Origin of the sequence: Streptomyces violascens (assembly GCF_014649955.1) — a bacterium.
Lineage (GTDB): Bacteria > Actinomycetota > Actinomycetes > Streptomycetales > Streptomycetaceae > Streptomyces > Streptomyces violascens.
Genome location: NZ_BMUA01000017.1, coordinates 131,254 through 152,060 on the forward strand (window position 1 = coordinate 131,254; position 20,807 = coordinate 152,060).

18 protein-coding genes are annotated in these 20,807 nt (G+C 71.2%); 11 read left to right on the plus strand and 7 right to left on the minus strand.

Annotated elements, in window-relative coordinates; all coding sequences use genetic code 11:
- Positions 1 to 92 precede the first annotated feature (92 nt).
- The gene (locus IE206_RS28270) at positions 93 to 1,166 is read left to right on the plus strand and encodes a WD40/YVTN/BNR-like repeat-containing protein (RefSeq protein ID WP_189966930.1); all 1,074 of its coding nucleotides are present in this window, start codon (positions 93 to 95) and stop codon (positions 1,164 to 1,166) included.
- On the opposite strand, the gene IE206_RS28275 is transcribed toward IE206_RS28270, so the two are convergent.
- Together IE206_RS28275 and IE206_RS28280 are read right to left on the minus strand one after the other, a co-directional pair.
- A complete protein-coding gene (locus IE206_RS28275; RefSeq protein ID WP_189966933.1) occupies positions 1,163 to 1,462 on the minus strand; it encodes a YciI family protein in 300 nt (99 codons plus the stop codon). The two genes, IE206_RS28270 and IE206_RS28275, sit on opposite strands and share 4 nt — an antisense overlap.
- A 40-nt stretch (positions 1,463 to 1,502) precedes the next feature.
- Positions 1,503 to 1,922 carry a GNAT family N-acetyltransferase gene (locus tag IE206_RS28280; RefSeq protein WP_189966935.1) on the minus strand — a complete coding sequence of 140 codons (420 nt, stop codon included), beginning with the start codon at positions 1,920 to 1,922 and terminating at the stop codon, positions 1,503 to 1,505.
- Between the two features lie 77 nt (positions 1,923 to 1,999).
- On the opposite strand from IE206_RS28280, the gene IE206_RS28285 reads away from it, so the two are divergent.
- Positions 2,000 to 2,701: an endonuclease V gene (locus IE206_RS28285; protein WP_189966937.1), complete on the plus strand. Its 702-nt coding sequence runs from the start codon at positions 2,000 to 2,002 to the stop codon at positions 2,699 to 2,701.
- A 15-nt stretch (positions 2,702 to 2,716) separates the two neighbouring features.
- Here the strand turns inward: IE206_RS28285 and IE206_RS28290 are convergent, their stop codons facing one another.
- On the minus strand, positions 2,717 to 3,898 hold the full coding sequence (locus IE206_RS28290; protein ID WP_189966939.1) for a saccharopine dehydrogenase family protein: 1,182 nt from the start codon (positions 3,896 to 3,898) through the stop codon (positions 2,717 to 2,719).
- 234 nt (positions 3,899 to 4,132) lie between these two features.
- On the opposite strand from IE206_RS28290, the gene IE206_RS28295 reads away from it, so the two are divergent.
- The 4 genes from IE206_RS28295 (at position 4,133) to IE206_RS28310 (ending at position 9,965) form a co-directional block, all read left to right on the plus strand.
- A complete protein-coding gene (locus IE206_RS28295; protein WP_189966941.1) occupies positions 4,133 to 5,317 on the plus strand; it encodes a CaiB/BaiF CoA transferase family protein in 1,185 nt (394 codons plus the stop codon).
- A gap of 1 nt (position 5,318) precedes the next feature.
- Complete coding sequence (locus IE206_RS28300; RefSeq protein ID WP_189966943.1) at positions 5,319 to 6,461, plus strand: acyl-CoA dehydrogenase family protein; 1,143 nt, start codon at positions 5,319 to 5,321, stop codon at positions 6,459 to 6,461.
- A gap of 74 nt (positions 6,462 to 6,535) precedes the next feature.
- Positions 6,536 to 7,750, plus strand: coding sequence for an acetyl-CoA C-acetyltransferase (locus IE206_RS28305; RefSeq protein WP_189966945.1), 1,215 nt, complete (start codon positions 6,536 to 6,538; stop codon positions 7,748 to 7,750).
- 40 nt (positions 7,751 to 7,790) lie between these two features.
- Positions 7,791 to 9,965: a 3-hydroxyacyl-CoA dehydrogenase NAD-binding domain-containing protein gene (locus tag IE206_RS28310; RefSeq protein WP_189966947.1), complete on the plus strand. Its 2,175-nt coding sequence runs from the start codon at positions 7,791 to 7,793 to the stop codon at positions 9,963 to 9,965.
- A 24-nt stretch (positions 9,966 to 9,989) separates the two neighbouring features.
- On the opposite strand, the gene IE206_RS28315 is transcribed toward IE206_RS28310, so the two are convergent.
- Positions 9,990 to 10,739, minus strand: coding sequence for a MerR family transcriptional regulator (locus tag IE206_RS28315; RefSeq protein WP_189966949.1), 750 nt, complete (start codon positions 10,737 to 10,739; stop codon positions 9,990 to 9,992).
- A gap of 231 nt (positions 10,740 to 10,970) precedes the next feature.
- On the opposite strand from IE206_RS28315, the gene IE206_RS28320 reads away from it, so the two are divergent.
- Positions 10,971 to 11,510 carry an HXXEE domain-containing protein gene (locus IE206_RS28320; protein WP_189966952.1) on the plus strand — a complete coding sequence of 180 codons (540 nt, stop codon included), beginning with the start codon at positions 10,971 to 10,973 and terminating at the stop codon, positions 11,508 to 11,510.
- Positions 11,511 to 11,575: 65 nt separating this feature from the next.
- Here IE206_RS28320 and sph read toward each other — a convergent pair whose 3' ends face one another.
- Positions 11,576 to 12,556, minus strand: a complete 981-nt coding sequence (gene sph, locus IE206_RS28325; RefSeq protein ID WP_189966954.1) for a sphingomyelin phosphodiesterase — start codon at positions 12,554 to 12,556, stop codon at positions 11,576 to 11,578.
- 173 nt (positions 12,557 to 12,729) lie between these two features.
- Between sph and IE206_RS28330 the strand changes: the two genes are divergently transcribed.
- Together IE206_RS28330 and IE206_RS28335 are read left to right on the plus strand one after the other, a co-directional pair.
- Positions 12,730 to 13,203 carry a F0F1 ATP synthase subunit B family protein gene (locus IE206_RS28330; protein WP_226599582.1) on the plus strand — a complete coding sequence of 158 codons (474 nt, stop codon included), beginning with the start codon at positions 12,730 to 12,732 and terminating at the stop codon, positions 13,201 to 13,203.
- A 376-nt stretch (positions 13,204 to 13,579) separates the two neighbouring features.
- Complete coding sequence (locus IE206_RS28335) at positions 13,580 to 14,443, plus strand: oxygenase MpaB family protein (protein ID WP_189966956.1); 864 nt, start codon at positions 13,580 to 13,582, stop codon at positions 14,441 to 14,443.
- Between the two features lie 117 nt (positions 14,444 to 14,560).
- Here the strand turns inward: IE206_RS28335 and IE206_RS28340 are convergent, their stop codons facing one another.
- Positions 14,561 to 15,586 (minus strand): LacI family DNA-binding transcriptional regulator, encoded by a 1,026-nt coding sequence (locus IE206_RS28340; RefSeq protein ID WP_189966958.1) that lies wholly within the window; start codon positions 15,584 to 15,586, stop codon positions 14,561 to 14,563.
- Between the two features lie 218 nt (positions 15,587 to 15,804).
- Positions 15,805 to 17,319: a M1 family metallopeptidase gene (locus tag IE206_RS28345; RefSeq protein ID WP_189967040.1), complete on the minus strand. Its 1,515-nt coding sequence runs from the start codon at positions 17,317 to 17,319 to the stop codon at positions 15,805 to 15,807.
- 213 nt (positions 17,320 to 17,532) lie between these two features.
- Between IE206_RS28345 and IE206_RS28350 the strand changes: the two genes are divergently transcribed.
- On the plus strand, positions 17,533 to 19,518 hold the full coding sequence (locus IE206_RS28350; protein WP_189966960.1) for a Xaa-Pro dipeptidyl-peptidase: 1,986 nt from the start codon (positions 17,533 to 17,535) through the stop codon (positions 19,516 to 19,518).
- Entirely contained in the window at positions 19,515 to 20,807 is a 1,293-nt protein-coding gene (locus IE206_RS28355) for a M14 family metallopeptidase (protein WP_189966962.1), read from the plus strand. The genes IE206_RS28350 and IE206_RS28355 overlap by 4 nt, the downstream gene beginning before the upstream one ends.

A 20,807-nucleotide genomic window follows, 5' to 3' on the forward strand; every position in this document is an offset into this window, starting at 1 on the left:
TGTCTCGTCGTACGCCTTGGGGCCCGGCTTCTCGGGGCCGGTGACGTAGGCACCCTGGACGGGTGGGGTGGGCTGGGCTAGCTTCCGACGCCATGAGGTCCAAGGGGAAGACGAGACGCATGCTGTCGGTGGGGCTGGGCTGGGTGGCGCTGGCGGCCGCACTGACCGTGCCGGCCCAGGCGCACGGGCACGGAACTCCGGCCTGGCAACTGAAGGACACCAACACCGACGCGCGCTTTCGCGGGCTCGCCGCGGTCAGCCGCTCGACGGCGTGGGTCGCGGGGACGAAGGGCACGGTCCTGCGCACCTCCGACGGCGGCCGCAGCTGGCGGAACGTGTCGCCGGCCGGGGCGGCCGGCCTGGAATTCCGTGATGTGGAGGCCTTCGACGGGCGGCGCGCGGTGGTCCTCGCGATCGGCGAGGGCGAGGCATCCCGGGTCTACCGCACCGAGGACGGCGGAGCGAGTTGGAGCGAGTCGTTCCGCAACACCGACCCGAAGGCGTTCTACGACTGCCTGACCTTCCTGGACCCGCGGCACGGCCTGGCGGTGAGTGACCCCGTCGACGGCAAGTACCGCATCCTGTCCACCGCGGACGGCGGCCGCTCCTGGCACGTCCTGCCGAACACGGGAATGCCGGCCGCCCTGCCCGGCGAGGCAGGGTTCGCCGCGAGCGGCCAGTGCCTGGTGAGCTCCGGGCCGCGCGACGTCTGGCTCGCCACCGGCGGCGGTGCCACCGGCCGTGTGCTGCACTCCTCGGACCGGGGGCTCAGCTGGACGGCCGCCGAGTCGACCATCCCGGCCGGCGATCCGGCCCGCGGTGTCTTCGGCCTGGCCTTCCGCGACCGTACGCACGGGCTCGCGGTCGGCGGCGACTACCGGGCCGGCCAGGCGTCACCGCGGGCGGCGGCCGTCACGGGGAACGGCGGCCGGGCCTGGCGCCAGGCCGCCACCCCGGTCGCCGCCTACCGCTCCGGCGTCGCCTGGCTGCCCCGCACCCGCTCGTCCGCACTCGCCGTCGGCCCGACGGGCACGGACCTGACGCGCGACGGGGGCCGCACCTGGCGAACGGTGGACACGGGCTCGTACGACACCGTCGACTGCACGGCTGACGGTGGGTGCTGGGCGGCGGGGGAGCAGGGCAGAGTGGCCCGGCTGGCCGACTAGCCCGGCAACTTCTGCTGGAACGCGGCCAGTTCGGGAGCCACCTTGGTCGCCAGGAACTCGGTGATCCGGTAGGTGGCGAAGTCATTCACGTGAAAGGGGTCGGTCGCGACGATCTCCTCGATCGCCGCGCGATCGTCCCCGACGGCCAGGATGACGCCGCCGTCGCGCGGCTCCTTGCGTCCGGAGGCGATGAAGACGCCGGCGTCGTACTGCGCGTCGAGCCAGGTGACGTGGTCGGCGAGCAGCTCGTCGACGCGGTCGAGCGGGACGATGTAGGTCAACTCGATCATGAACATGATCGCCAGGTTACTCCCGAGCCGCTTGAGCTCCGCCGGGTCAGAACACGCGGGCCATGCCCACCGACTCGGGAGCGGTCTCGGCGAAGCCGAACTGCCCGTAGAGGCGGCGTGCTTCGCCGTCCGCGATCAGCGAGACGTACGCGGTGGAGGGTGCCCTGCGCTCCAGCTCCGCCGTCAGCGCGGTCATGATCCGCTTGCCCAGGCCGCGGCCCTGGTGGGCGGGGTGGACGCAGATGTCGGTGATCTGGAACGCGGTGCCGCCGTCGCCGATGATCCGGCCCATCCCGATCGGCTCCCCGTGCGCGTAGAGGATCACGCCGTACCAGGTGTTGGGCAGCGCCAGGGCGACCGCCTCGGCCGATCGGTCGGACAGGCCCGCGACAGTACGCAGGTGGCGGAAGGTCTCGGGGGAGGGTACGCCCTCTCGAACTTCGTAATGGTCGCATGCATCATCCATGCCTTACATGCTAAGCGCAGGGAGCCGGGATCCGCCAGCGCTGGGCCAGTTGAGGGGCGCGGCTTAGGGTGGCTCCCATGAAGATCACGGGGATTCCGGCCGCCTGGCCGGACAGCGAGGCGGAAGCCCTCGCCGTGCAGGACGAGCTGCGCGGCAAGGTCGTGCTCGACGAGCCGGGGCCGGCGCCGGGCAGCGGGCTCGTCACGGGGGTCGACGTGGCGTACGACGACGAGCGGGACCTCGTCGTCGCGGCCGCCGTCGTGCTCGACGCGGCGACCCTGGAGGTGGTCGAGGAGGCCACCGCCGTCGGCCGGGTGGCCTTCCCCTACGTTCCCGGGTTGCTCGCCTTCCGCGAGATCCCCACGGTGCTCGCCGCCCTCGAACGCCTCGACTCCGGCCCGGGGATGGTCATTTGTGACGGCTACGGGCTCGCGCACCCGCGCCGTTTCGGCCTCGCGAGCCACCTCGGCGTACTCACCGGGCTCCCCGTCATCGGCGTCGCCAAGAACCCGTTCACGTTCACCTACGAGCAGCCCGGCCCGCGCCGCGGAGACAGCTCGCCGCTGCTCGCCGATGACGGCGCCGAGGTCGGCCGCGCCCTGCGCACCCAGGACGGCACCAAGCCCGTGTTCGTCTCGGTCGGCCACCGGGTGAGCCTCGACGGCGCATGTGCCCACACCCTCGAACTCGCCCGGCGCTACCGCCTACCCGAGTCCACCCGGCACGCCGACTCCTTGTGCCGGCGCGCGCTCAAGGAAGCCCAACAGGCCACTTCCTAGGGCCAGTTGACGGGCTCAGCGCGTGTCCGCCACCCGGAAGCGCATGCCCGCCGCCCGAAGCCGCTCGGTCAGGGCCGGGCCCATCGCGGTCGCGGGCGTCAACTGGCCCGCAATCTCGGGGAGTTTGTCGAAGGCGAGGCTGAGCGCGGCCTCGGCCAGGATCTTCGCCGTCTCGTCGTACCCGGGGTCGCCGCCCGACACCTCGGTGAAGACCCTGCGGCCGCCGCCCTCGCCGACGAAGCGGACCGTGAACCAGCTGCGCCGCCGCCGTGCCTCGTCCGGGCCGTTGCCCGCTTCGTAGCGGCTCATCAACCACTCGCGCGCGGGCGGGAGTTGGGTGACGGCGGCGACGGCGCTCACCGCGGCCACCCCGCCGATCGCGACCGGGAGGTGCTTCACCGCGGCGAAGTGCCGGTAGCGGAAGTCGGGCCCGTAGCGTTCGTCGGCCGCCGCCGAGCGGGCGATGACCTGCGGGTCGATGGTGGGCATGGGCAGCGCCCAGGTGCCGGTCTCCTTGCTGAAGTGCGGGGCCCCGAGCGGGGCACGGGCCCGCCGGCCCACCAGGCGCGGCTCGTGCAGGCGCCGCTCCTTGGCCGCCCGCGCGGTCTGCGCGCCGCGCCCGAGCGCGGTCAGCGCGGAGGCCAGCGTCCCGCCGGAGAACGTCGCGTTGGTCCGGACGAAGCCGTCGATCCGCAGCGGCACCCCGGTCGGGAGCTGCTGCACGGTGAACAGGACGCCCAGGTCGTGCGGCGCCGAGTCGAAGCCGCAGGCGTGCACCAGGCGGGCGCCGCGCTCGCGGGCCCGCGCGTCATGGCGCACGTACATGGTGTCCACGAACTCCGGCTCGCCGGTCAGGTCGAGGTAGTCGGTGCCCGCCTCGGCGCACGCCTCGACCAGGCCTTCGCCGTACCAGACGTAGGGGCCCACCGTGGTGGCCACGACGCGCGCCGACTCGGCAAGGGTGCGCAGCGAGGCCGGGTCGGTGGAGTCGGCGGTGACCAGGGGCAGCGTGGCGCACGACGGGTTGAGTTCCGCGAGCCGCTCGCGCAGGCGCTCCAGCTTGGTGCGGTTGCGGCCTGCGATCGCCCAGCGGCAGTCGTCGGGGGCGTGGGTCGCGAGATATTGGGCGGTCAGTGACCCGACGAAACCCGTCGCGCCGAACAGCACGATGTCGTAATTCCGCTTCGAGGGTTCCACCGTGTGCCTCCGCACTTGAGCTGCCTGGTGACGCCGTCGGCCGATGCCGGGTTGTGAGGCTAGCGTGCGGCCGGCGATCTGGGCAGTCGGCCCCGAGCGTGCGGTGATCGGCGGCGGGAGAGGTTCCGGTCAAGCCCGGCGTATCGGGGCAACCGGCGGCGAGCGGCGGCCGCACATGCTGAGCGGTTGCTCATGGGGGCTTGTGCGGAGTGGAACGTGTTCTTAGCATCATTGATGTTACATCAGTTGTGTCACAGTGCTGGGGGCTTGATGACAGCGACAGGAACCGGCCCGCTCGCCGGGGTGCGCGTGGTCGAGCTGGCGGGCATCGGGCCGGGCCCGTTCGCCGCCATGCTCCTCGCCGACCTCGGTGCCGACGTGGTGCGCGTGGACCGTCCCGGCGGCGCCGGCCTCGGCATCGCCCCGGCGTACGACCTGACCAACCGCAACAAGCGCTCCGTGGTCGTCGACCTCAAGGAGCCCGAAGGGCCCGGCCTGGTCCTCGACCTCGTCGAGCGCGCCGACATCCTCATCGAGGGCTACCGGCCCGGGGTGGCCGAGCGCCTCGGCGTCGGGCCCGAGGACTGCCTGGCCCGCAACCCCGGGCTCGTCTACGGGCGGATGACCGGCTGGGGCCAGGACGGGCCTCTCGCCCAGCGGGCCGGGCACGACATCTCGTACATCGCCATCACCGGCACCCTCGGCATGATCGGCAGCCCGGACGGGGGCCCGACCGTCCCGGCCAACCTCGTCGGCGACTACGCGGGCGGCTCGCTCTACCTCGTCATCGGCGTGCTCGCCGCCCTCCAGCACGCGCGCGGCGGGGGAGCGGGCCAGGTCGTGGACGCGGCGATCGTCGACGGCACCGCCCACCTCGCCACGATGATCCACGGCATGCTGGCGGCCGGCGGGTGGCAGGACAGGCGCGGCGCCAACCTCCTCGACGGCGGCTGCCCCTTCTACGGCACGTACGAGACCTCGGACGGCCAGTACATGGCGGTCGGCGCCCTGGAGCAGCAGTTCTACGACGAGTTCATCCGGCTCCTGGGCATCGAGGACGCGGCACCCGCCCGCAAGGACCTCGCCCGCTGGGCCGAACTGCGCACCACCATCGCCGACCGGTTCCGCACCAGGACCCGCGAGGAGTGGACGGCCCTCTTCGAGGGCTCGGACGCCTGTGTGGCGCCCGTACTGTCCCTGAAGGAAGCGCCGCACCACCCGCACCTCGCGGCCCGCGCCACCTTCGCCGCGCACGGCGGCATCACCCAGCCCGCGCCCGCACCCCGCTTCTCCGCCACCCCCGGGTCCGTCCGGAGGCCCCCCGCGATGCCGGGCGCCGACACGGCGGACGTCGCCCGCGACTGGGACCTGCCGGGGCTCTCGGCGGGTCCGGCGTCAACTCCCGTACAGGAGGCTTGAGTTGAAACGGCAGATCTTCACCGCCGAGCACGAGGCGTTCCGCGAGACCGTCCGCACCTTCCTCGCCAAGGAGGTCCTGCCGCACTACGAGCAGTGGGAGAAGGACGGCATCGTCTCGCGGCAGGCCTGGCTCGCGGCCGGAAGGCAGGGGCTGCTCGGCCTTGCGGTGCCCGAGGAGTACGGGGGCGGCGGCAACGCCGACTTCCGCTACAGCGCGGTCCTCGCCGAGGAGTTCACCCGCGCCGGGGCGGCGGGCCTCGCGCTCGGCCTGCACAACGACATCATCGGGCCCTATCTGACCGGGCTCGCCACCGAGGAGCAGAAGCGGCGCTGGCTGCCCGGCTTCTGCGACGGCTCGCTGATCACCGCCATCGCCATGACGGAACCCGGCGCGGGCTCCGACCTCCAGGGCATCCGCACCACCGCCGAGGACAAGGGCGATCACTGGCTCCTGAACGGCTCCAAGACGTTCATCTCCAACGGCATCCTCGCGGACCTGGTCGTCGTGGTCGCCAAGACCACCCCCGAGGGCGGCGCGAAGGGCCTGTCCCTGATCGTCGTCGAGCGCGGCGCCGAGGGCTTCGAGCGCGGCCGCAACCTCGACAAGATCGGACAGAAGTCGCAGGACACGGCCGAGCTGTTCTTCCACGACGTACGCGTCCCGAAGGAGAACCTCCTCGGTGAGCTGAACGGCGCCTTCATCCATCTGATGACCAATCTCGCTCAGGAGCGGATGGGCATCGCGGTCGCCGGGATCGCCGCGGCCGAGTACCTCCTGGAGATCACCACCAGTTACGTCAAGGAGCGGGAGGCCTTCGGCCGGCCGCTGTCCAAGCTCCAGCACATCCGGTTCGAGATCGCCGAGATGGCCACCGAGTGCGCCGTCACGCGCACCTTCCTCGACCGCTGCATCGTCGACCACGCAGACGGGGAGCTGGACGCCGTGCACGCCTCGATGGCCAAGTGGTGGGCCACCGAACTGCAAAAACGCGTCGCCGACCGCTGTCTCCAACTGCACGGCGGCTACGGCTACATGACCGAGTACCGGGTCGCCAGGGCCTTCACGGACGGCCGTATCCAGACGATCTACGGCGGCACGACCGAGATCATGAAGGAGATCATCGGCCGTTCCCTGCTCGGCTGACCCGCCGAGCCGGCCGCCTGGCTGCCCGGGCCACCGCGGCTCCCCAGAACCACCCTCATCCGAAAGGCTTGACGTTGAGCACCGAAGCGTACGTATACGACGCGATCCGCACCCCGCGCGGCCGCGGCAAGGCCAACGGGGCCCTGCACGGCACCAAGCCGATCGACCTCGTCGTCGGCCTGATCCACGAGATCCAGGCGCGCTTCCCGGGCCTGGACCCCGCCGCCATCGACGACATCGTGCTCGGCGTCGTCGGCCCGGTCGGCGACCAGGGCTCCGACATCGCCCGCATCGCGGCGATCGCCGCCGGACTGCCCGACACGGTCGCCGGCGTCCAGGAGAACCGCTTCTGTGCCTCCGGCCTCGAAGCGGTCAACATGGCCGCCATGAAGGTCCGTTCGGGCTGGGAGGACCTGGTCCTCGCGGGCGGCGTCGAATCCATGTCGCGCGTCCCGATGGCCTCCGACGGCGGTGCCTGGTTCGCCGACCCGATGACCAACTTCGACACCAACTTCGCCCCGCAGGGCATCGGCGCCGACCTCATCGCCACCGTCGAGGGCTACTCGCGCCGCGACGTCGACGAGTACGCGGAGCTGTCCCAGGAGCGTGCCGCCGAGGCGTGGAAGGACGGCCGGTTCGCGCGGTCCGTCGTCCCCGTCAAGGACCGCAACGGCCTCGTCGTGCTCGACCACGACGAGCACATGCGCCCCGGCACCACCGCCGACTCGCTGGCGTCCCTCAAGCCCTCGTTCGCCGGGATCGGCGAGATGGGCGGCTTCGACGCCGTCGCGCTCCAGAAGTACCACTGGGTCGAGGAGATCGACCACGTCCACCACGCGGGCAACTCCTCGGGCATCGTGGACGGTTCGGCCCTCGTCGCCATCGGCTCCAAGGCCGTGGGCGAGCGGTACGGCATGACCCCGCGGGCCCGCATCGTCTCCGCGGCCGTCTCCGGATCCGAGCCCACCATCATGCTGACCGGCCCCGCGCCCGCCAGCCGCAAGGCGCTCGCCAAGGCCGGCCTGACGATCGACGACATCGACCTCGTCGAGATCAACGAGGCCTTCGCCGCGGTCGTGCTCCGCTTCGTCAGGGACATGGGCCTCAGCCTCGACAAGGTCAACGTCAACGGCGGCGCCATCGCCATGGGCCACCCGCTCGGCGCGACCGGCGCGATGATCCTGGGCACCCTCGTCGACGAGCTGGAGCGCCGCGACCTGCGCTACGGGCTCGCCACGCTGTGCGTCGGCGGCGGCATGGGCATCGCCACCGTCGTCGAGCGTCTCTGACCGTCCTGTCCCGGCACCCCCTCATACGGAGATTTCAGCAATGACCGAGAGCACGACCATCCGCTGGGAACAGGACGAGACCGGCGTCGTCACCCTCGTACTCGACGACCCCAACCAGTCCGCCAACACCATGAACCAGGCCTTCAAGGACTCCATCGCGGCCGTCGCGGACCGCGCCGAGGCCGAGAAGGACTCCATCCGGGGCATCATCTACACCTCCGCCAAGAAGACCTTCTTCGCGGGCGGCGACCTCAAGGACATGATCCAGGTCGGTCCCGAACTCGCCCAGCAGGCCTTCGACACCGGCACCGCCATCAAGGCCTCGCTGCGCCGCATCGAGACCCTGGGCAAGCCGGTCGTCGCCGCCATCAACGGCGCGGCCCTGGGCGGCGGTTACGAGATCGCCCTTGCCTCGCACCACCGGGTCGCGCTGGATGCGCCCGGCTCCAAGATCGGCCTGCCCGAGGTCACGCTCGGCCTGCTCCCCGCGGGCGGCGGCGTGACCCGCACCGTACGCCTCATGGGCATCACGGACGCCCTGCTCAAGGTGCTGCTCCAGGGCACCCAGTACTCCCCGCGGCGCGCACTCGAAAACGGCCTCGTGCACGAGGTCGCGGCCACGCCCGAGGAGATGATCGCCAAGGCGCGTGCGTTCATCGACGCGCACCCCGAATCCCAGCAGCCCTGGGACGTCAAGGGCTACAAGATCCCCGGCGGCACCCCGTCCAACCCGCGCTTCGCGGCCAACCTGCCCGCGTTCCCGGCCAACCTGAAGAAGCAGCTCCAGGGCGCCCCCTACCCGGCGCCGCGCAACATCCTCGCGGCCGCCGTAGAGGGCTCCCAGGTCGACTTCGAGACCGCGCTCACCATCGAGGCGCGCTACTTCACCGAGCTGGTCACCGGGCAGACCTCGAAGAACATGATCCAGGCGTTCTTCTTCGACCTCCAGGCCGTCAACTCCGGTGTCAGCCGCCCCCAGGGCATCGAACCGCGCCCGGTCCGCAGGGTCGCGGTCCTCGGCGCCGGAATGATGGGCGCGGGCATCGCGTACTCGTGCGCGCGCGCCGGCATCGAGGTCGTTCTGAAGGACGTGTCGCAGGAGGCCGCCGAGAAGGGCAAGGCGTACTCCGAGAAGCTCCTGGCCAAGGCGCTCTCACGCGGGCGTACGACCGAGGCCGAGCGGGACGCGCTGCTCGCGCTGATCACCCCGACCGCGGACCCGCAGGCCCTCGCGGGCTGCGACGCCGTCATCGAGGCGGTCTTCGAGGACACCGCGCTCAAGCACAAGGTGTTCCAGGAGATCCAGGACATCGTCGAGCCCGACGCGCTCCTGTGCTCCAACACCTCGACGCTGCCGATCACCGGCCTCGCCGAGGGCGTCTCGCGCCAGGCCGACTTCATCGGTCTGCACTTCTTCTCGCCGGTCGACAAGATGCCGCTGGTCGAGATCATCAAGGGCGAGCGCACCGGCGACGAGGCGCTGGCCCGCGCCTTCGACCTGGTACGCCAGATCAAGAAGACGCCGATCGTCGTGAACGACTCGCGCGGCTTCTTCACCTCGCGCGTGATCGGCCACTTCATCAACGAAGGCGTCGCGATGGTCGGCGAGGGCATCGAGCCCGCGTCCATCGAGCAGGCGGCGGGCCAGGCCGGTTACCCGGCCAAGGTCCTCTCCCTGATGGACGAGCTGACGCTGACCCTGCCGCGCAAGATCCGCAACGAGACGAAGCGGGCCGTCGAGGAGGCGGGCGGCGTCTGGCCCGGCCACCCCTCGGACGCGGTCATCGACCGCATGGTCGACGAGTTCGGCCGCACCGGCCGCAGCGGCGGGGCCGGGTTCTACGAGTACGGCGAGGACGGCAAGCGGGGCAAGCTGTGGCCCGGGCTGCGCGAGCACTTCACCCGGCAGGGCGCCGAGATCCCGTTCGAGGACATGAAGGAGCGGATGCTCTTCTCGGAGTCCCTGGACACCGTCCGCCTCTTCGAGGAGGGCGTGCTCACCTCGGTCGCCGACGCCAACATCGGCTCGATCATGGGCATCGGCTTCCCGGCCTGGACGGGCGGCGTCATCCAGTACATCAATGGTTACGAGGGCGGCCTGCCCGGCTTCGTGGCCCGCGCCCGCGAGCTCGCCGAGCGCTACGGAGAGCGCTTCCAGCCGCCGGCCCTGCTCGTGGAGAAGGCGGAGAGGGGCGAGACGTTCAAGGACGCGTAGCCCGTGCGGGGGCGCCCCAAAGACTCACTCCCCGGGGCGCCCCCGCGCCGATCCGAACGCTGCCCTCAGCTCCTCCTTGAGCGACCGCTGGAACGCGGTGACCAGGGCTTGCAGGACCATCGGCTGCATGTGCGCGGAAAGGGACTTCATCGCCTCGACGTGATCGGGGTCCGACTCCCGCTCGCGGTACGGGTTCCAGACCTCGTCGCGGAAGAGCCGGGTCAGCTCGTGCGCGGCCGAGCGGGTGTGCTCCATGAGCACGGTTCGGGCCGCCAGGATCGTCTCGTGCGCGATCGGTACGTCCAGGAGCTGGACGCCCAGGGCGAGGAGACCGGGGTCGACGCGGAAGGTGTCGGGCGACCCCGGGATCCGCTCCAGGACGTTCATCGCGGCGAGCCGGTCGATGTCGTCGCAGGACAGCGACCGCCCGGCCCGCCGCTCCAGTTCGGCAAGGCTCGCGTCGTCCGCCGAGTCGGGTGCCCAGGAGGCGACCACGGCCCGGTGGATGGCCAGGTCATGGGCGCTCAGATCGTCCGGCAGCTGCTGGAGATAGCGCTCGATCGCGGCCAGCGTCATCCCGTGGTGCTGCAACTCCTCGATCAGCGCGAGCCGGGACAGGTGGGCGGGCCCGTAGTGCCCGACCCGGCGCGGTCCGATCACGGGAGGCGGGAGCAGCCCCCGGGTGCTGTAGAACCGGATGGTCCGCACGGTGACACCGGCCCGCGCGGCCAGCTCGTCAACCGTGAGTGTCGGCTCCTCGGTCTCCGTCGCCATGGCAGTGCCTCGCCTCCCCGGTGTCCCCGGCCGCCCCCAGGTGTGCGTCCGATCCGGTGTAACAGTATTGCTGTCTCACCGGGACGTGCATAGGGACCGTGGGGGACACCGGGAGGGTACGGGGAAGACAAGCGCCGGGCCGAGACGGATACGGCGCGCAGCAGGGGCATGCTTGCCGACTCCCGCTCTCCGCCTACGCCTGCTCCAAGTGGGCTGGCAGACTGGCCAGTTATGAGTGATCATGACATTGATCGGTGCGGCGTCGGCGTGACCTTCGGGCTGCTGGCCGCCTGGGCGCTTCACGACGCCGAGGAAGTCGTCACGGTGCCGCGCTGGACGCGTGACGGGGTGCCCGAGCTCCGCGGACGGTTTCCGCGGGTGCCGGATCGGATATGGCGGCGACTGGAGACCATCGACCGGCGCGAGTTCGCGACGGCCGTCGCGGGGATGGCCGTCGTGGTCGCCGCTGCGGCAGCCGACGGATACCGCACCGGCGGCCGGTCCGCCTTCTACCAGGGCACCCTCAACGGATTCGGGCTGCACGGCCTCGTGCACCTGGCGCAGGCCGCGGTGGTCCGCGGATACGCACCCGGCTCGGCCACCTCGCCCTTGCTGGTCATCCCCTTCACGCTCTGGGCCCGCGGCCGGCTGCGCCGGTCCGGAGTGCTGCGCCCCACGCGTCCCCGCGACGCGGTACAGGGCCTCGCGATCGCCGCGGCGGCCACGGTCGGGTCACACCTGATGGCGCGACGCGTTCTCGGCCGGAGCTGAACGCGGGAACACCCCCGGGCGGCCGGCATCCGCCGGTCGGCCGGGGTGCTGAGGGACCCGGTCGGCTACGCCGTGCGGCCGGCCTGGAGGGGGTAGTGGTCGCTCAGGTTGGTGTACGTGTAGTCCGTGCCCCAACTGCTCACCGTCCACGGCGCGGTGGACTCCTGCACCACGGTGTTGTTCCAGCCGGACGGGCGCGCGTGACCCGCGAGGTGCAGGACGTAGTCCAGGTCCTCGCTCGGGTCGGTGGGGTAGCGGTAGTGCGCGATCGAATTCTCGGCGGTGTCGAAGGAGTACGCGTGGCCCGTCCGTGAATCGGCGCCCACCAGACCGCTGTTGGCGAGCATCGAGGCGTACTCGGAGCCGTGCGAGTCCACGTTGAGGTCGCCCGCGACCATCACCTCCTCGCTCGCCGGGATGTTCTTCGCGTCGAGGAAGGACTTGATCGCCTTGAACTGGAGGGCACGGTCCTTGACCGCTTCGCCCGCGCCGCACCCGGAGTCCGTCGACTGGGTGTGGGTGCCGACGACGTGCACCTTGGTGCCGTTCACGTTCAGCACGGCATAGACGAAGCCCTTGTTGGACCACCAGTCCGAGCCGCAGGCGTCCTTGTAGACGTACTGCTCCTTGTGCAGGATCGGCCACTTGCTGAGCAGGGTGACGCCGCCGTCCTCGGGCGTGGTCGAGGAGTACGACCCCCCGGTCGCGTCCCAGCCGTCCTTGCCGCGGCCCACGACGGGCGTCTGGTACGGGTACTGGGCGGAGGCGTTCCGCTTCAGCGCGTCCGAGGCGGAGTTGTCGAACGCCTCCTGGAGTACGACGACGTCGTTGCCCTGGAAGAAGGGGGCGGCGGGTATCGCCTGGGCCCGGTGGTCCTGGCCCCAGTTCGGGTACAGGTTCTGGCTCATCAGGAACGTGTTGTACGTCAGCACCTTCAGCCGGGGCGGCTCGGCAGCGGGAGCGGGGGTGGCCGCCGCCAGCGTGACGGCTGCGAGCGCAGCGGCGAGTACCGCCCCGGGGGCTCGGCGGAGCGAGGAGTGCGGCACGTGAACTCCTGTGTCTGGAGTGGGGATTTGGACCGGCGCGCACATCAAAGCAGCTGCGGTTACCTAGAGGTAACCTCCGTGCGCCCCCTGTCTTACCCCTGCCGTACGATCAGACGTACGAACGCTCGGACAACACCAGCCACGGGCGTGTGCGCGAGAGAAGGTGCCAAGGCGTGAAGCTTCTCCCCATGAATGTGGGCCCCCTCAATCCCACGGTTCCCGATCTCCTGATCGGGTTCGTCCTCTTCCTCCTCTGCTTCTGGATGATGGCCGGCGTGCTGCTGCCCCGCATCAAGCGGACGCTGGAGCAGCGCGAGGCGCTGACGACGGGCCGCTCGCGCGAGGCCGAGGCCACCCTCGCCGAGGCGGCCGAGGTGCGAGCGCGGTACGAGGCCGAGCTCGCCGGGGCGCGGCACGAGGCGGCCCGCATCAGGCAGCAGGCCAAGGAGGAGGGCGCCGCGGCGATAGCCGCAGCCCGCGCCGAGGGCAACCGCGAGCGCGACGAGATCCTCGCCGCCGGCGCCGCGCAGATAGCCGCCGCCCGCGTGGCGGCCGAGGCCGAACTGCGGCCGTACGCGGAGGAGCTGGCCGCCGAACTGGCCGGCCGCATCCTCGGCGAGCCGCTGCCGACCCCGGCCGGCCGCTGAGCCGATCCGCAGACCGCCCCCGGTGAGTGGGCTTCGCCGGGGGTGTGGGCCGGTTGCGCGCCGGAGGCCTGTGGCCTCGGCGGGAGGGTGGTCCGCAGCGCCCCAAGTGCGGGCGTGATTTCGGCAGAGCTGCTGCCCGGAGCGACCGTGTGGGCCGCAAGAACCTCGGCGGAACTGCTCGCCGGGGCGACCCTGCACGCCGCCGCAACCTGGGCAGAGCTGCTGCCCGGAGTGACTCTGCGGGCCGTCGGAACCTCGGCGGAACCGTTCCGTCGACGGACCCTGTGTGCCGCCGTGACCTGCGGGATTGCATACTGGAATCCCTAGAGACACGGCAATGCACCACAGACCCGTCAGCCCCAGGGAGCCCAGAGCCATGAGCCGCCGCGACGCCGCCCCCGCGCCGCCTCCGCCCGGCGGCGTGCTGTGGAGCCTGGCCGGAGACATCAGGATGCTGCTCACCCTGCCCGCGGCGCTCACCATGCAGGTGGCGCACCCCGCGGTCGGGGCGGGCGTGGACGAGCACTCGGTGTTCCGCACCGATCCATGGGGCCGCGGTGAGCGCTCGCTGCGTTCGCTCCAGCTCTGGGTGTACGGAGGCGAGCAGGCGGCCGAGGAGGGGCGTCGGCTCCGGGAACTGCACAAGACCATCCAGGGCACGGACGCCACCGGCCGCCGCTACCACGCGCTCACGCCCGCCTACTACGCGTGGGTGCACGCCACCGGATACCCCGTCTACGCACACGCCCAGCAGTACATCGGCCGCCCCTTCACCGACGCCCAGCACCGCAAGCTCTACGCGGAGTGGCTCCAGGTCGGCCGGATCCTCGGGATCAACGACCGGGACATGCCGGCGACCATAGAGGAGTTCTGGCCCTACTACCGCAAGGTCCTCGCCGACGAGATCCGTACCAACGTCGTGGTCGAGGAACTGGTCGCCACAGACCGCCCGGTGCCGCCCCCCGACCGTGGCCCGCTGCTCCTGAGGCTCCTCCTGAGAGCGCTCTGGCCGGTGCTCCTTCCGCCCTTCGCACGCTTCCGCCGGTTCGTCACCATCGGCTTCATGCCGCCGGACGCACGCGAGGCGATAGGCCTCGACTGGACGGACGAGCAGGAGCGGAAGCTGCGCCGCTTCGGCCGGGTGGTGCGCGCGGTCGTGCCGGTACTGCCCGAGCGACTGCGCTATCTGCCGCTCGCCCGCAGGGCACGGGCGGAGTTCAGGCGCTCGCCGCACTCCTGAACCTGGACCGGCGGGCCCGCGTCAGAGGCCGCTTCCAGGCGGCGCCGAGTGCCGCCGCCCCGGCGGATGATCCGGATCACGCGGATTCCAAGGCGGTGCAGGAGGACCGAACGCCCATCAGGCAGTGGCGCGTCGCACCAGCACCGTCGGGGTGATCACCGAGGCGGGCGGGGGCCCTTCGGCGCCGCCCTGGTCGAGCCCGCGCAGCAGCAGGCGGGCCATCAGCCGGCCCATCTCCTCGACCTCCTGGCGTACGGTCGTCAGGGGCGGGTCGGTGGCCTCCGCGACCGAGGTCATGTCGTCGAAGCCGACCAGCGCGACATCCTCCGGCACGCGTCGCCCGCGCTCACGCAGCACCCGCAGCGCGCCCGAGGCCATCAGGTCGTTCGCGGCGAACACGGCGTCCAAGTCCGGGCGGCGCGCGAGCAGTTCGGCCATCGCGTGGGCCCCGCTCTCCGCGGTGAACGCGCCCTCCACCACCAACGCCGGATCGGCTTCCGGGAGAACGTCGCGGTACCCGCCGAGCCGGTCGGTCGAGGCGGTCTGATCCAGCGGACCCGCGATGTGGGCGATGCGCCCGCGCCCGATGGAGAGCAGATGGCGCACGGCCTCACGCGCGCCACCCCGGTTGTCGGCATCGACGTACGGAACAGCCGTCGGGAAGCCGGGCCGGCCGCCGAAGACCGTCAGCATGCCGGCGTCACGCGTGATCGCGGGCAGCGGGTCCTCGTCGTGCAGTGAGAACGCGAGCGCCCCGTCGACATGACCACCCGTCAGATAGCGGGAGATCCGCCCGTAGTCGTCCGGGCCCTCCACGAGGAGCAGCACCAACTGGGTGTCGTGCGCGGCGAGTTCCTTGCTGATGCCGCGGATCTGCCGGGAGAAGAAGGGGTCGGAGAAGAACCGCGTCTCCGGCTCGGCCACGATCACGGCGACCGCGCCGGTACGCCGGGTCACGAGCGAACGGGCCGCCTGATTGGGGATGTACCCGAGCTCCTCGACGGCCTGCCGCACCTTGTCGACCAGGGGCGGCCGCACCCCCGTGCCGCCATTGACGACGCGGGAAGCCGTCGCCCGGGACACCCCGGCCCGCGCCGCGACGGCCTCGAGCGTGGGCCGCACCCCGAAGTACTGCTCGGTCAAGGCAGGTTCTCCTCATCGGCGGATCGCTCGACGACCCCTCGGCGGAACTGCGTTGCCGGGCAGCGTATCGGGGCGGGGATCGCCGGGCGAGAGCGCTTTCGGATCCGCGGCGGAGGGCTCCCTCCGCCCCGCCCCGCACACATCGCCCGTGGTCGGCAAGTCGCCTCACCCGGGGGAGGGGGCAGGAGGAACCCGTCCCCCTGCCCCTCCCAGTCCGCTCAGTGCGCCGAGTGCGACGCCGAGATCTGCTTCCACGACTTCGGCTCGACCGGCTTCGCCGTCTCGGCCGACGGGGACGACGCGACCCCGGCACGCGGCCCGAACTTGGCCTTCGCCGCAGCCGGGGCGGACGGCTTCGACGGCTGGAAGAGCCAGGTGTCGAAGAGCTCCGCAAGCGGCTTGCCCGAGATCTTCTCGGCATACTTCACGAAGTCGCCGACCGCCGCGTTGCCGTAGGCGTGCTCGGTCGGCCAGCCCTTGAGGATCTTGAAGAAGGACGCGTCGCCGACCGTGTTGCGCAGCGCCTGGATGGCGACGGCGCCACGGTCGTAGACGGCGCCGTCGAACTGGTTGTCCGGGCCCGGGTCGCCCGGCTTCACCTTCCAGAACGGGTCGTCGGCCGGGTGCTGCGAGTACACCCAGTCCGCCAGCTGCTGCGCGGTGCCGTCGCCCTCCTTCTCCGACCAGAGCCACTGGGCGTAGGACGCGAAGCCCTCGTTGTCCCAGATGTCCTTCCAGCCCTTGACCGAGACGTCGTCGCCGTACCACTGGTGCGCCAACTCATGTACGACCACGGACACGTTGGCGCCGTTGGCGAACTGCGCCGGGCTGTAGAACGGCCGCGTCTGCGTTTCGAGGGCGAAGTGGGTCGGCACGTTCGGGACGTATCCGCCGACCGCGTTGAAGGGGTACGTCCCGAAGACGCTTTCCAGCCACTGGGTGACGTCCTTCGAGCGCTCGACGCTGGCGCGCGCGGCGTCGCCGTTGTCGCCGAGGTCCTTGCTGTAGGCGTTCAGGACCGGCAGCCCGCTCGCGGTCTTGTCGGTGGTGATGTCGAACTTGCCCACCGCGAGCGTGGCCAGGTAGGAGGCCTGGGGCTTGTTGGAGCGCCAGTTGTACGTCGTCCAGCCCAGCTTCGAACTCTGGGACTGCAGAACGCCGTTGCTGATCGCCTGGGTGCCGTCGGGAACCTTGACCGAGACGTCGTACGTTGCCTTGTCCAGCGGGTGGTCGTTGGACGGGAACCACCACACGGCCGAGTCCGGTTCCTGGGCCGCCACACCGCCGTCCGGGGTGCGCTGCCAGGCCGTCCAGCCGTCGACCTTCAGCTCGGACGGCTTGCCCGCGTACTTGACGACCACGGTGACGGACTTGCCCTTGGGCAGCGGCGTGGCCGGGGTGATCTCCAGCTCGTGGCTGCCCGACGTGGCGAACGTCGCCTTGGTGCCGTTCACCCGCACCTCGCTGACGGCGAGTCCGAAGTCCAGGTTGAAGCGGGAGAGGTCCTGCTGAGTGGTGGCGAGCAGCGTGGCCGTGCCTTCGAGGAGGTCGGTGGCGGGCTGGTACCTGAGCTTCAGGTCGTAGTGCGAGACGTCGTAGCCGCCGTTGCCGCTGGCCGGGTAGTAGGGGTCGCCGATGCCCGGGGCACCCGGAGTGAAGTCCGCGGCCGATGCCGGGATCACCAGCAGCAGAGAGGCGGCGAGCACGCTCGGGGCGATGATTTTGCGGTGCACAAAAAGCTCCAAGTCGTCATGGTCGTCATGGGGTGAACGATGGTGAACGATCTCTTCGGACCCTATTCAGCCCCTGCCGTCCCGGTCATGTCCATGGCTCCTCCTGTCACACGATCGCCATTCGGCCGACATGTTGACTTGTGCGGCTTCGTTCGCTTAAGTGCCTCGACTGCCCTCTTTTGCGCGGGAGTTGACCGGAGTAGCTTCCGCCCCATGCCGATACGCGCGCGGGGCACCCGCCACAGGTCAAGATTCCTCAGATCGCTCGTCCTCGCGGCCGTGGCCGCCCTGGCGGCGGTGCTCCTCGCCCCGGCGGGTGCCCAGGCGGCCCGCGCCAGGGAGAGCCAACCGGTCTACTCGTACGAGAACGCGATACGCGAGGCCGTCTGGGTGGACACCGGCCTGGACGGCGACGGGGACGGGAAGAGCGACCGCGTCGCGGTCGACATCGTCCGGCCGCGCGAACCCGCGCAGCAGGGCCGCAAGGTGCCCGTCATCATGGACGCCAGCCCCTACTACTCGTGCTGCGGCCGCGGCAACGAGAGCCAGCTCAAGACGTACGACGCCAAGGGCAACGTCGTCCAGATGCCGCTGTACTACGACAACTACTTCGTGCCGCGCGGCTACGCCTTCGTCGGCGTGGACCTGGCCGGAACCAATCGCTCGGACGGCTGCGTCGACGTCGGCGGACCCTCCGACGTCCTGTCCGCGAAGGCGGTCGTCGACTGGCTGAACGGCCGGGCCCGCGCCTACACGACACGTACCGGCGGCCAGCGCGCCACGGCCGGGTGGACCAACGGCCGCACCGGCATGATCGGCAAGAGCTGGGACGGCACCATCGCCAACGGGGTCGCCGCCACCGGCGTCGAGGGCCTCAAGACGATCGTTCCGATCAGCGCGATCTCGTCCTGGTACGACTACTACTTCGCCAAGGGCGCCGCGCTCTACGACGGCGGCCCGGCCGAGCTCGCCGGCTATGTCGACAGCCCGGACGCGCAGGCCCGCTGCGCCGCGGCACAGCAGAAGCTGGTCGACGGGTCTCCCCGCAACGGGGACTGGACGAAGCTCTGGACCGACCGTGACTACGCGAGCCGCGCCGACAACGTGAAGGCCAGCGTCTTCGTCGTGCACGGCATGCAGGACCTCAACGTGCGCACGAAGAACTTCGGCCAGTGGTGGGACGGGCTCGCCAGGAACGGGGTCGAGCGGAAGATCTGGCTGTCGCAGACCGGGCACGTCGACCCGTTCGACTACCGGCGCCCCGAGTGGGTGGGCACCCTCCACCAGTGGTTCGACCACTACCTCCTCGGCTACGACAACGGCATCGAGCGGCAGCCCATGGCCGACATCGAGCGCCACCCCGACCAGTGGAGCACCGACACGTCATGGCCGCCGGCCGGCACCGCAGCGACGACGGTGCACCCGGTGAGCGGCCCGGCTCCGGGCGTCGGCGGGCTCTCGCTGAAGTCCGCCCCGGCCGGAACGACCTCCACGTTCACCGACAACCCGGCCCTGGACGAGACGAGTTGGGCCGCACAGATCGACAGGTCCACACCCGACAAGGCGGGTTTCGTCACCCGGCCACTGGCCAAGGACCTGCGGGTGTCCGGCTCGTCCAAGGTGACCGTCACCGCGACGCCCACCACGAGCAGCGCCCACCTCTCGGCGGTCCTCGTCGACCTCGGGCCCGACACCATCCGCAACTACGCGGGCTCCGGCGAAGGCATCCGCACCGGCACTGACCGCACCTGCTGGGGTGCGAGCACGGCCGGTGACAGCTCCTGCTACCTGACGACCTCGGCCGACAGGACCGATGTCGGATACACCGTCTTCAGCCGCGGCTGGGCCGACCTCGCTCACTACGCCTCCGCCACCAAGGGCGTCCCGCTCACGCCCGGCAAGCCGTACACGATCACGCTCGACCTGGCGGCCGCCGACCACGTCGTACCGGCCGGGCACCGACTCGCGCTGATCGTCGCGGGCACCGACAATGGCCTCATCGAGCCTCCGACGAGCAAGCCGACGCTCACCGTGGACCTCGCGCGAACGGGCGCCACGGTGCCGTTCGTCGGTGGCGCCGGGGCGTTCATACGGGCCACGGTCGGTACGCGTCCGCAGGTCAGCGGCGGGGCGACGGCGACCGAGGGTGTTCCGGTGCCGCGCATGACGCAGCGGCTGCCCGGGGACGTCCCCCGATGAGGGCGCGGCTGCTGGTGCTCGGGGTGGCGGCGGCCGCGCTCGCCGTCCCGCTGGCCACCGCGCCCGCCACGGCCCGTCCCACCGAGCCCCCCGCCACCGAGCCCCGCACCGGCTTCGAGGCCAGTGACGGGGCGCGCTGGACCGGCCAATCGGAGGAGCAGGCCTTCCTCGCCGCCGTCGACCGGCTCAGCGAGCGGACCTCGGTGCGCCGGATCGGCACCACCCGCCAGGGTCGCCCCCTGCAGGAGGTGCGCATCGGCGGCCGGCACACGTCCAGCACCGTACTTCTCGTGTGCACCCAGCACGGTAATGAACCGGCGGGCCGGGAGGCCTGCCTCAGCACCGTCCGCGACCTCGCCCTGACCAAGGACCGGGCCACGCTCCGCTTCCTGGAGCGCACCACCGTCCTGGTCATCCCGACCGCCAACCCGGACGGCCGGGCCGCCGGCACCCGCGAGAACTCCGAAGGCGTCGACATCAACCGCGACCACATCGCGCTGAAGACGGCGGAGGCGCGGGCCACCGCGTCGGTCCTGCGCGACGAACACCCCGATGTCGTCTACGACCTGCACGAGTACGGCGCCACGCCCAAGTACTATGACAAGGACCTCTTCGACCTCTGGCCGCGCAACCTCAACACCGATCCGAAGGTGCACGAGGAGGCTCGGACACTGTCCGGCGACTACGTCCGCGATGCCGCGCGGGACGAGGGCTTCCGCACCGGCACCTACGGCATCTGGACCGACCCGGTCACCGGCGACCCCGTCAAGCAGGTCGCCGGTGACGGCCAGGAACGCATCCTGCGCAACACGGCCGGCCTCAAGCACGCCGTCGCGCTGCTCATCGAGAGCCGTGTCGATCCGATGACGGACGCGGAGAAGGCCGATCCGGCCGTCAACAACCGGCGCCGCGTCGACTCGCAACTGACCGGCCTGAGCGGCCTGTTGGACTTCGTCACGGAACGTCGCACACGCATCGAGGCGGCCACGGGAGCGGCGCGCGCCGCCGGATTCCGCGACCAGGGGCCCGTCTATCTCGGCGGCGCCGACAACACGCCGGCGACCCCGGCGGAGATCCTCCGCGACCCGCCGTGCGGCTACCGCCTGAGCCCCGCTCAGTACGGAGAGGTCAAGGATCAACTCGCCCTGCACGGCGTCCAGTCGAGGCAGCTGCCCGGCGGGGGAGCCTTCGTCCCGCTGCGTCAGTCGCTGCGCAGCCTGGCGCCCCTGCTGCTCGACGGCCGCGCCCAGTACCACCTGGCGGCCGCCGAGCCCGTCGAACGCTGCTGA

What these genes read in the sequence shown, in the direction of transcription:
- IE206_RS28270 (WP_189966930.1), top strand. Translation starts at nt 93, where the DNA reads ATGAGGTCCAAGGGGAAGACGAGACGCATGCTGTCGGTGGGGCTGGGC.
- IE206_RS28275 (WP_189966933.1), bottom strand. Translation starts at nt 1,462, where the DNA reads ATGTTCATGATCGAGTTGACCTACATCGTCCCGCTCGACCGCGTCGAC.
- IE206_RS28280 (WP_189966935.1), bottom strand. Translation starts at nt 1,922, where the DNA reads ATGGATGATGCATGCGACCATTACGAAGTTCGAGAGGGCGTACCCTCC.
- IE206_RS28285 (WP_189966937.1), top strand. Translation starts at nt 2,000, where the DNA reads ATGAAGATCACGGGGATTCCGGCCGCCTGGCCGGACAGCGAGGCGGAA.
- IE206_RS28295 (WP_189966941.1), top strand. Translation starts at nt 4,133, where the DNA reads ATGTTACATCAGTTGTGTCACAGTGCTGGGGGCTTGATGACAGCGACA.
- IE206_RS28310 (WP_189966947.1), top strand. Translation starts at nt 7,791, where the DNA reads ATGACCGAGAGCACGACCATCCGCTGGGAACAGGACGAGACCGGCGTC.
- IE206_RS28315 (WP_189966949.1), bottom strand. Translation starts at nt 10,739, where the DNA reads ATGGCGACGGAGACCGAGGAGCCGACACTCACGGTTGACGAGCTGGCC.
- IE206_RS28320 (WP_189966952.1), top strand. Translation starts at nt 10,971, where the DNA reads ATGAGTGATCATGACATTGATCGGTGCGGCGTCGGCGTGACCTTCGGG.
- IE206_RS28335 (WP_189966956.1), top strand. Translation starts at nt 13,580, where the DNA reads ATGAGCCGCCGCGACGCCGCCCCCGCGCCGCCTCCGCCCGGCGGCGTG.
- IE206_RS28350 (WP_189966960.1), top strand. Translation starts at nt 17,533, where the DNA reads ATGCCGATACGCGCGCGGGGCACCCGCCACAGGTCAAGATTCCTCAGA.
- IE206_RS28355 (WP_189966962.1), top strand. Translation starts at nt 19,515, where the DNA reads ATGAGGGCGCGGCTGCTGGTGCTCGGGGTGGCGGCGGCCGCGCTCGCC.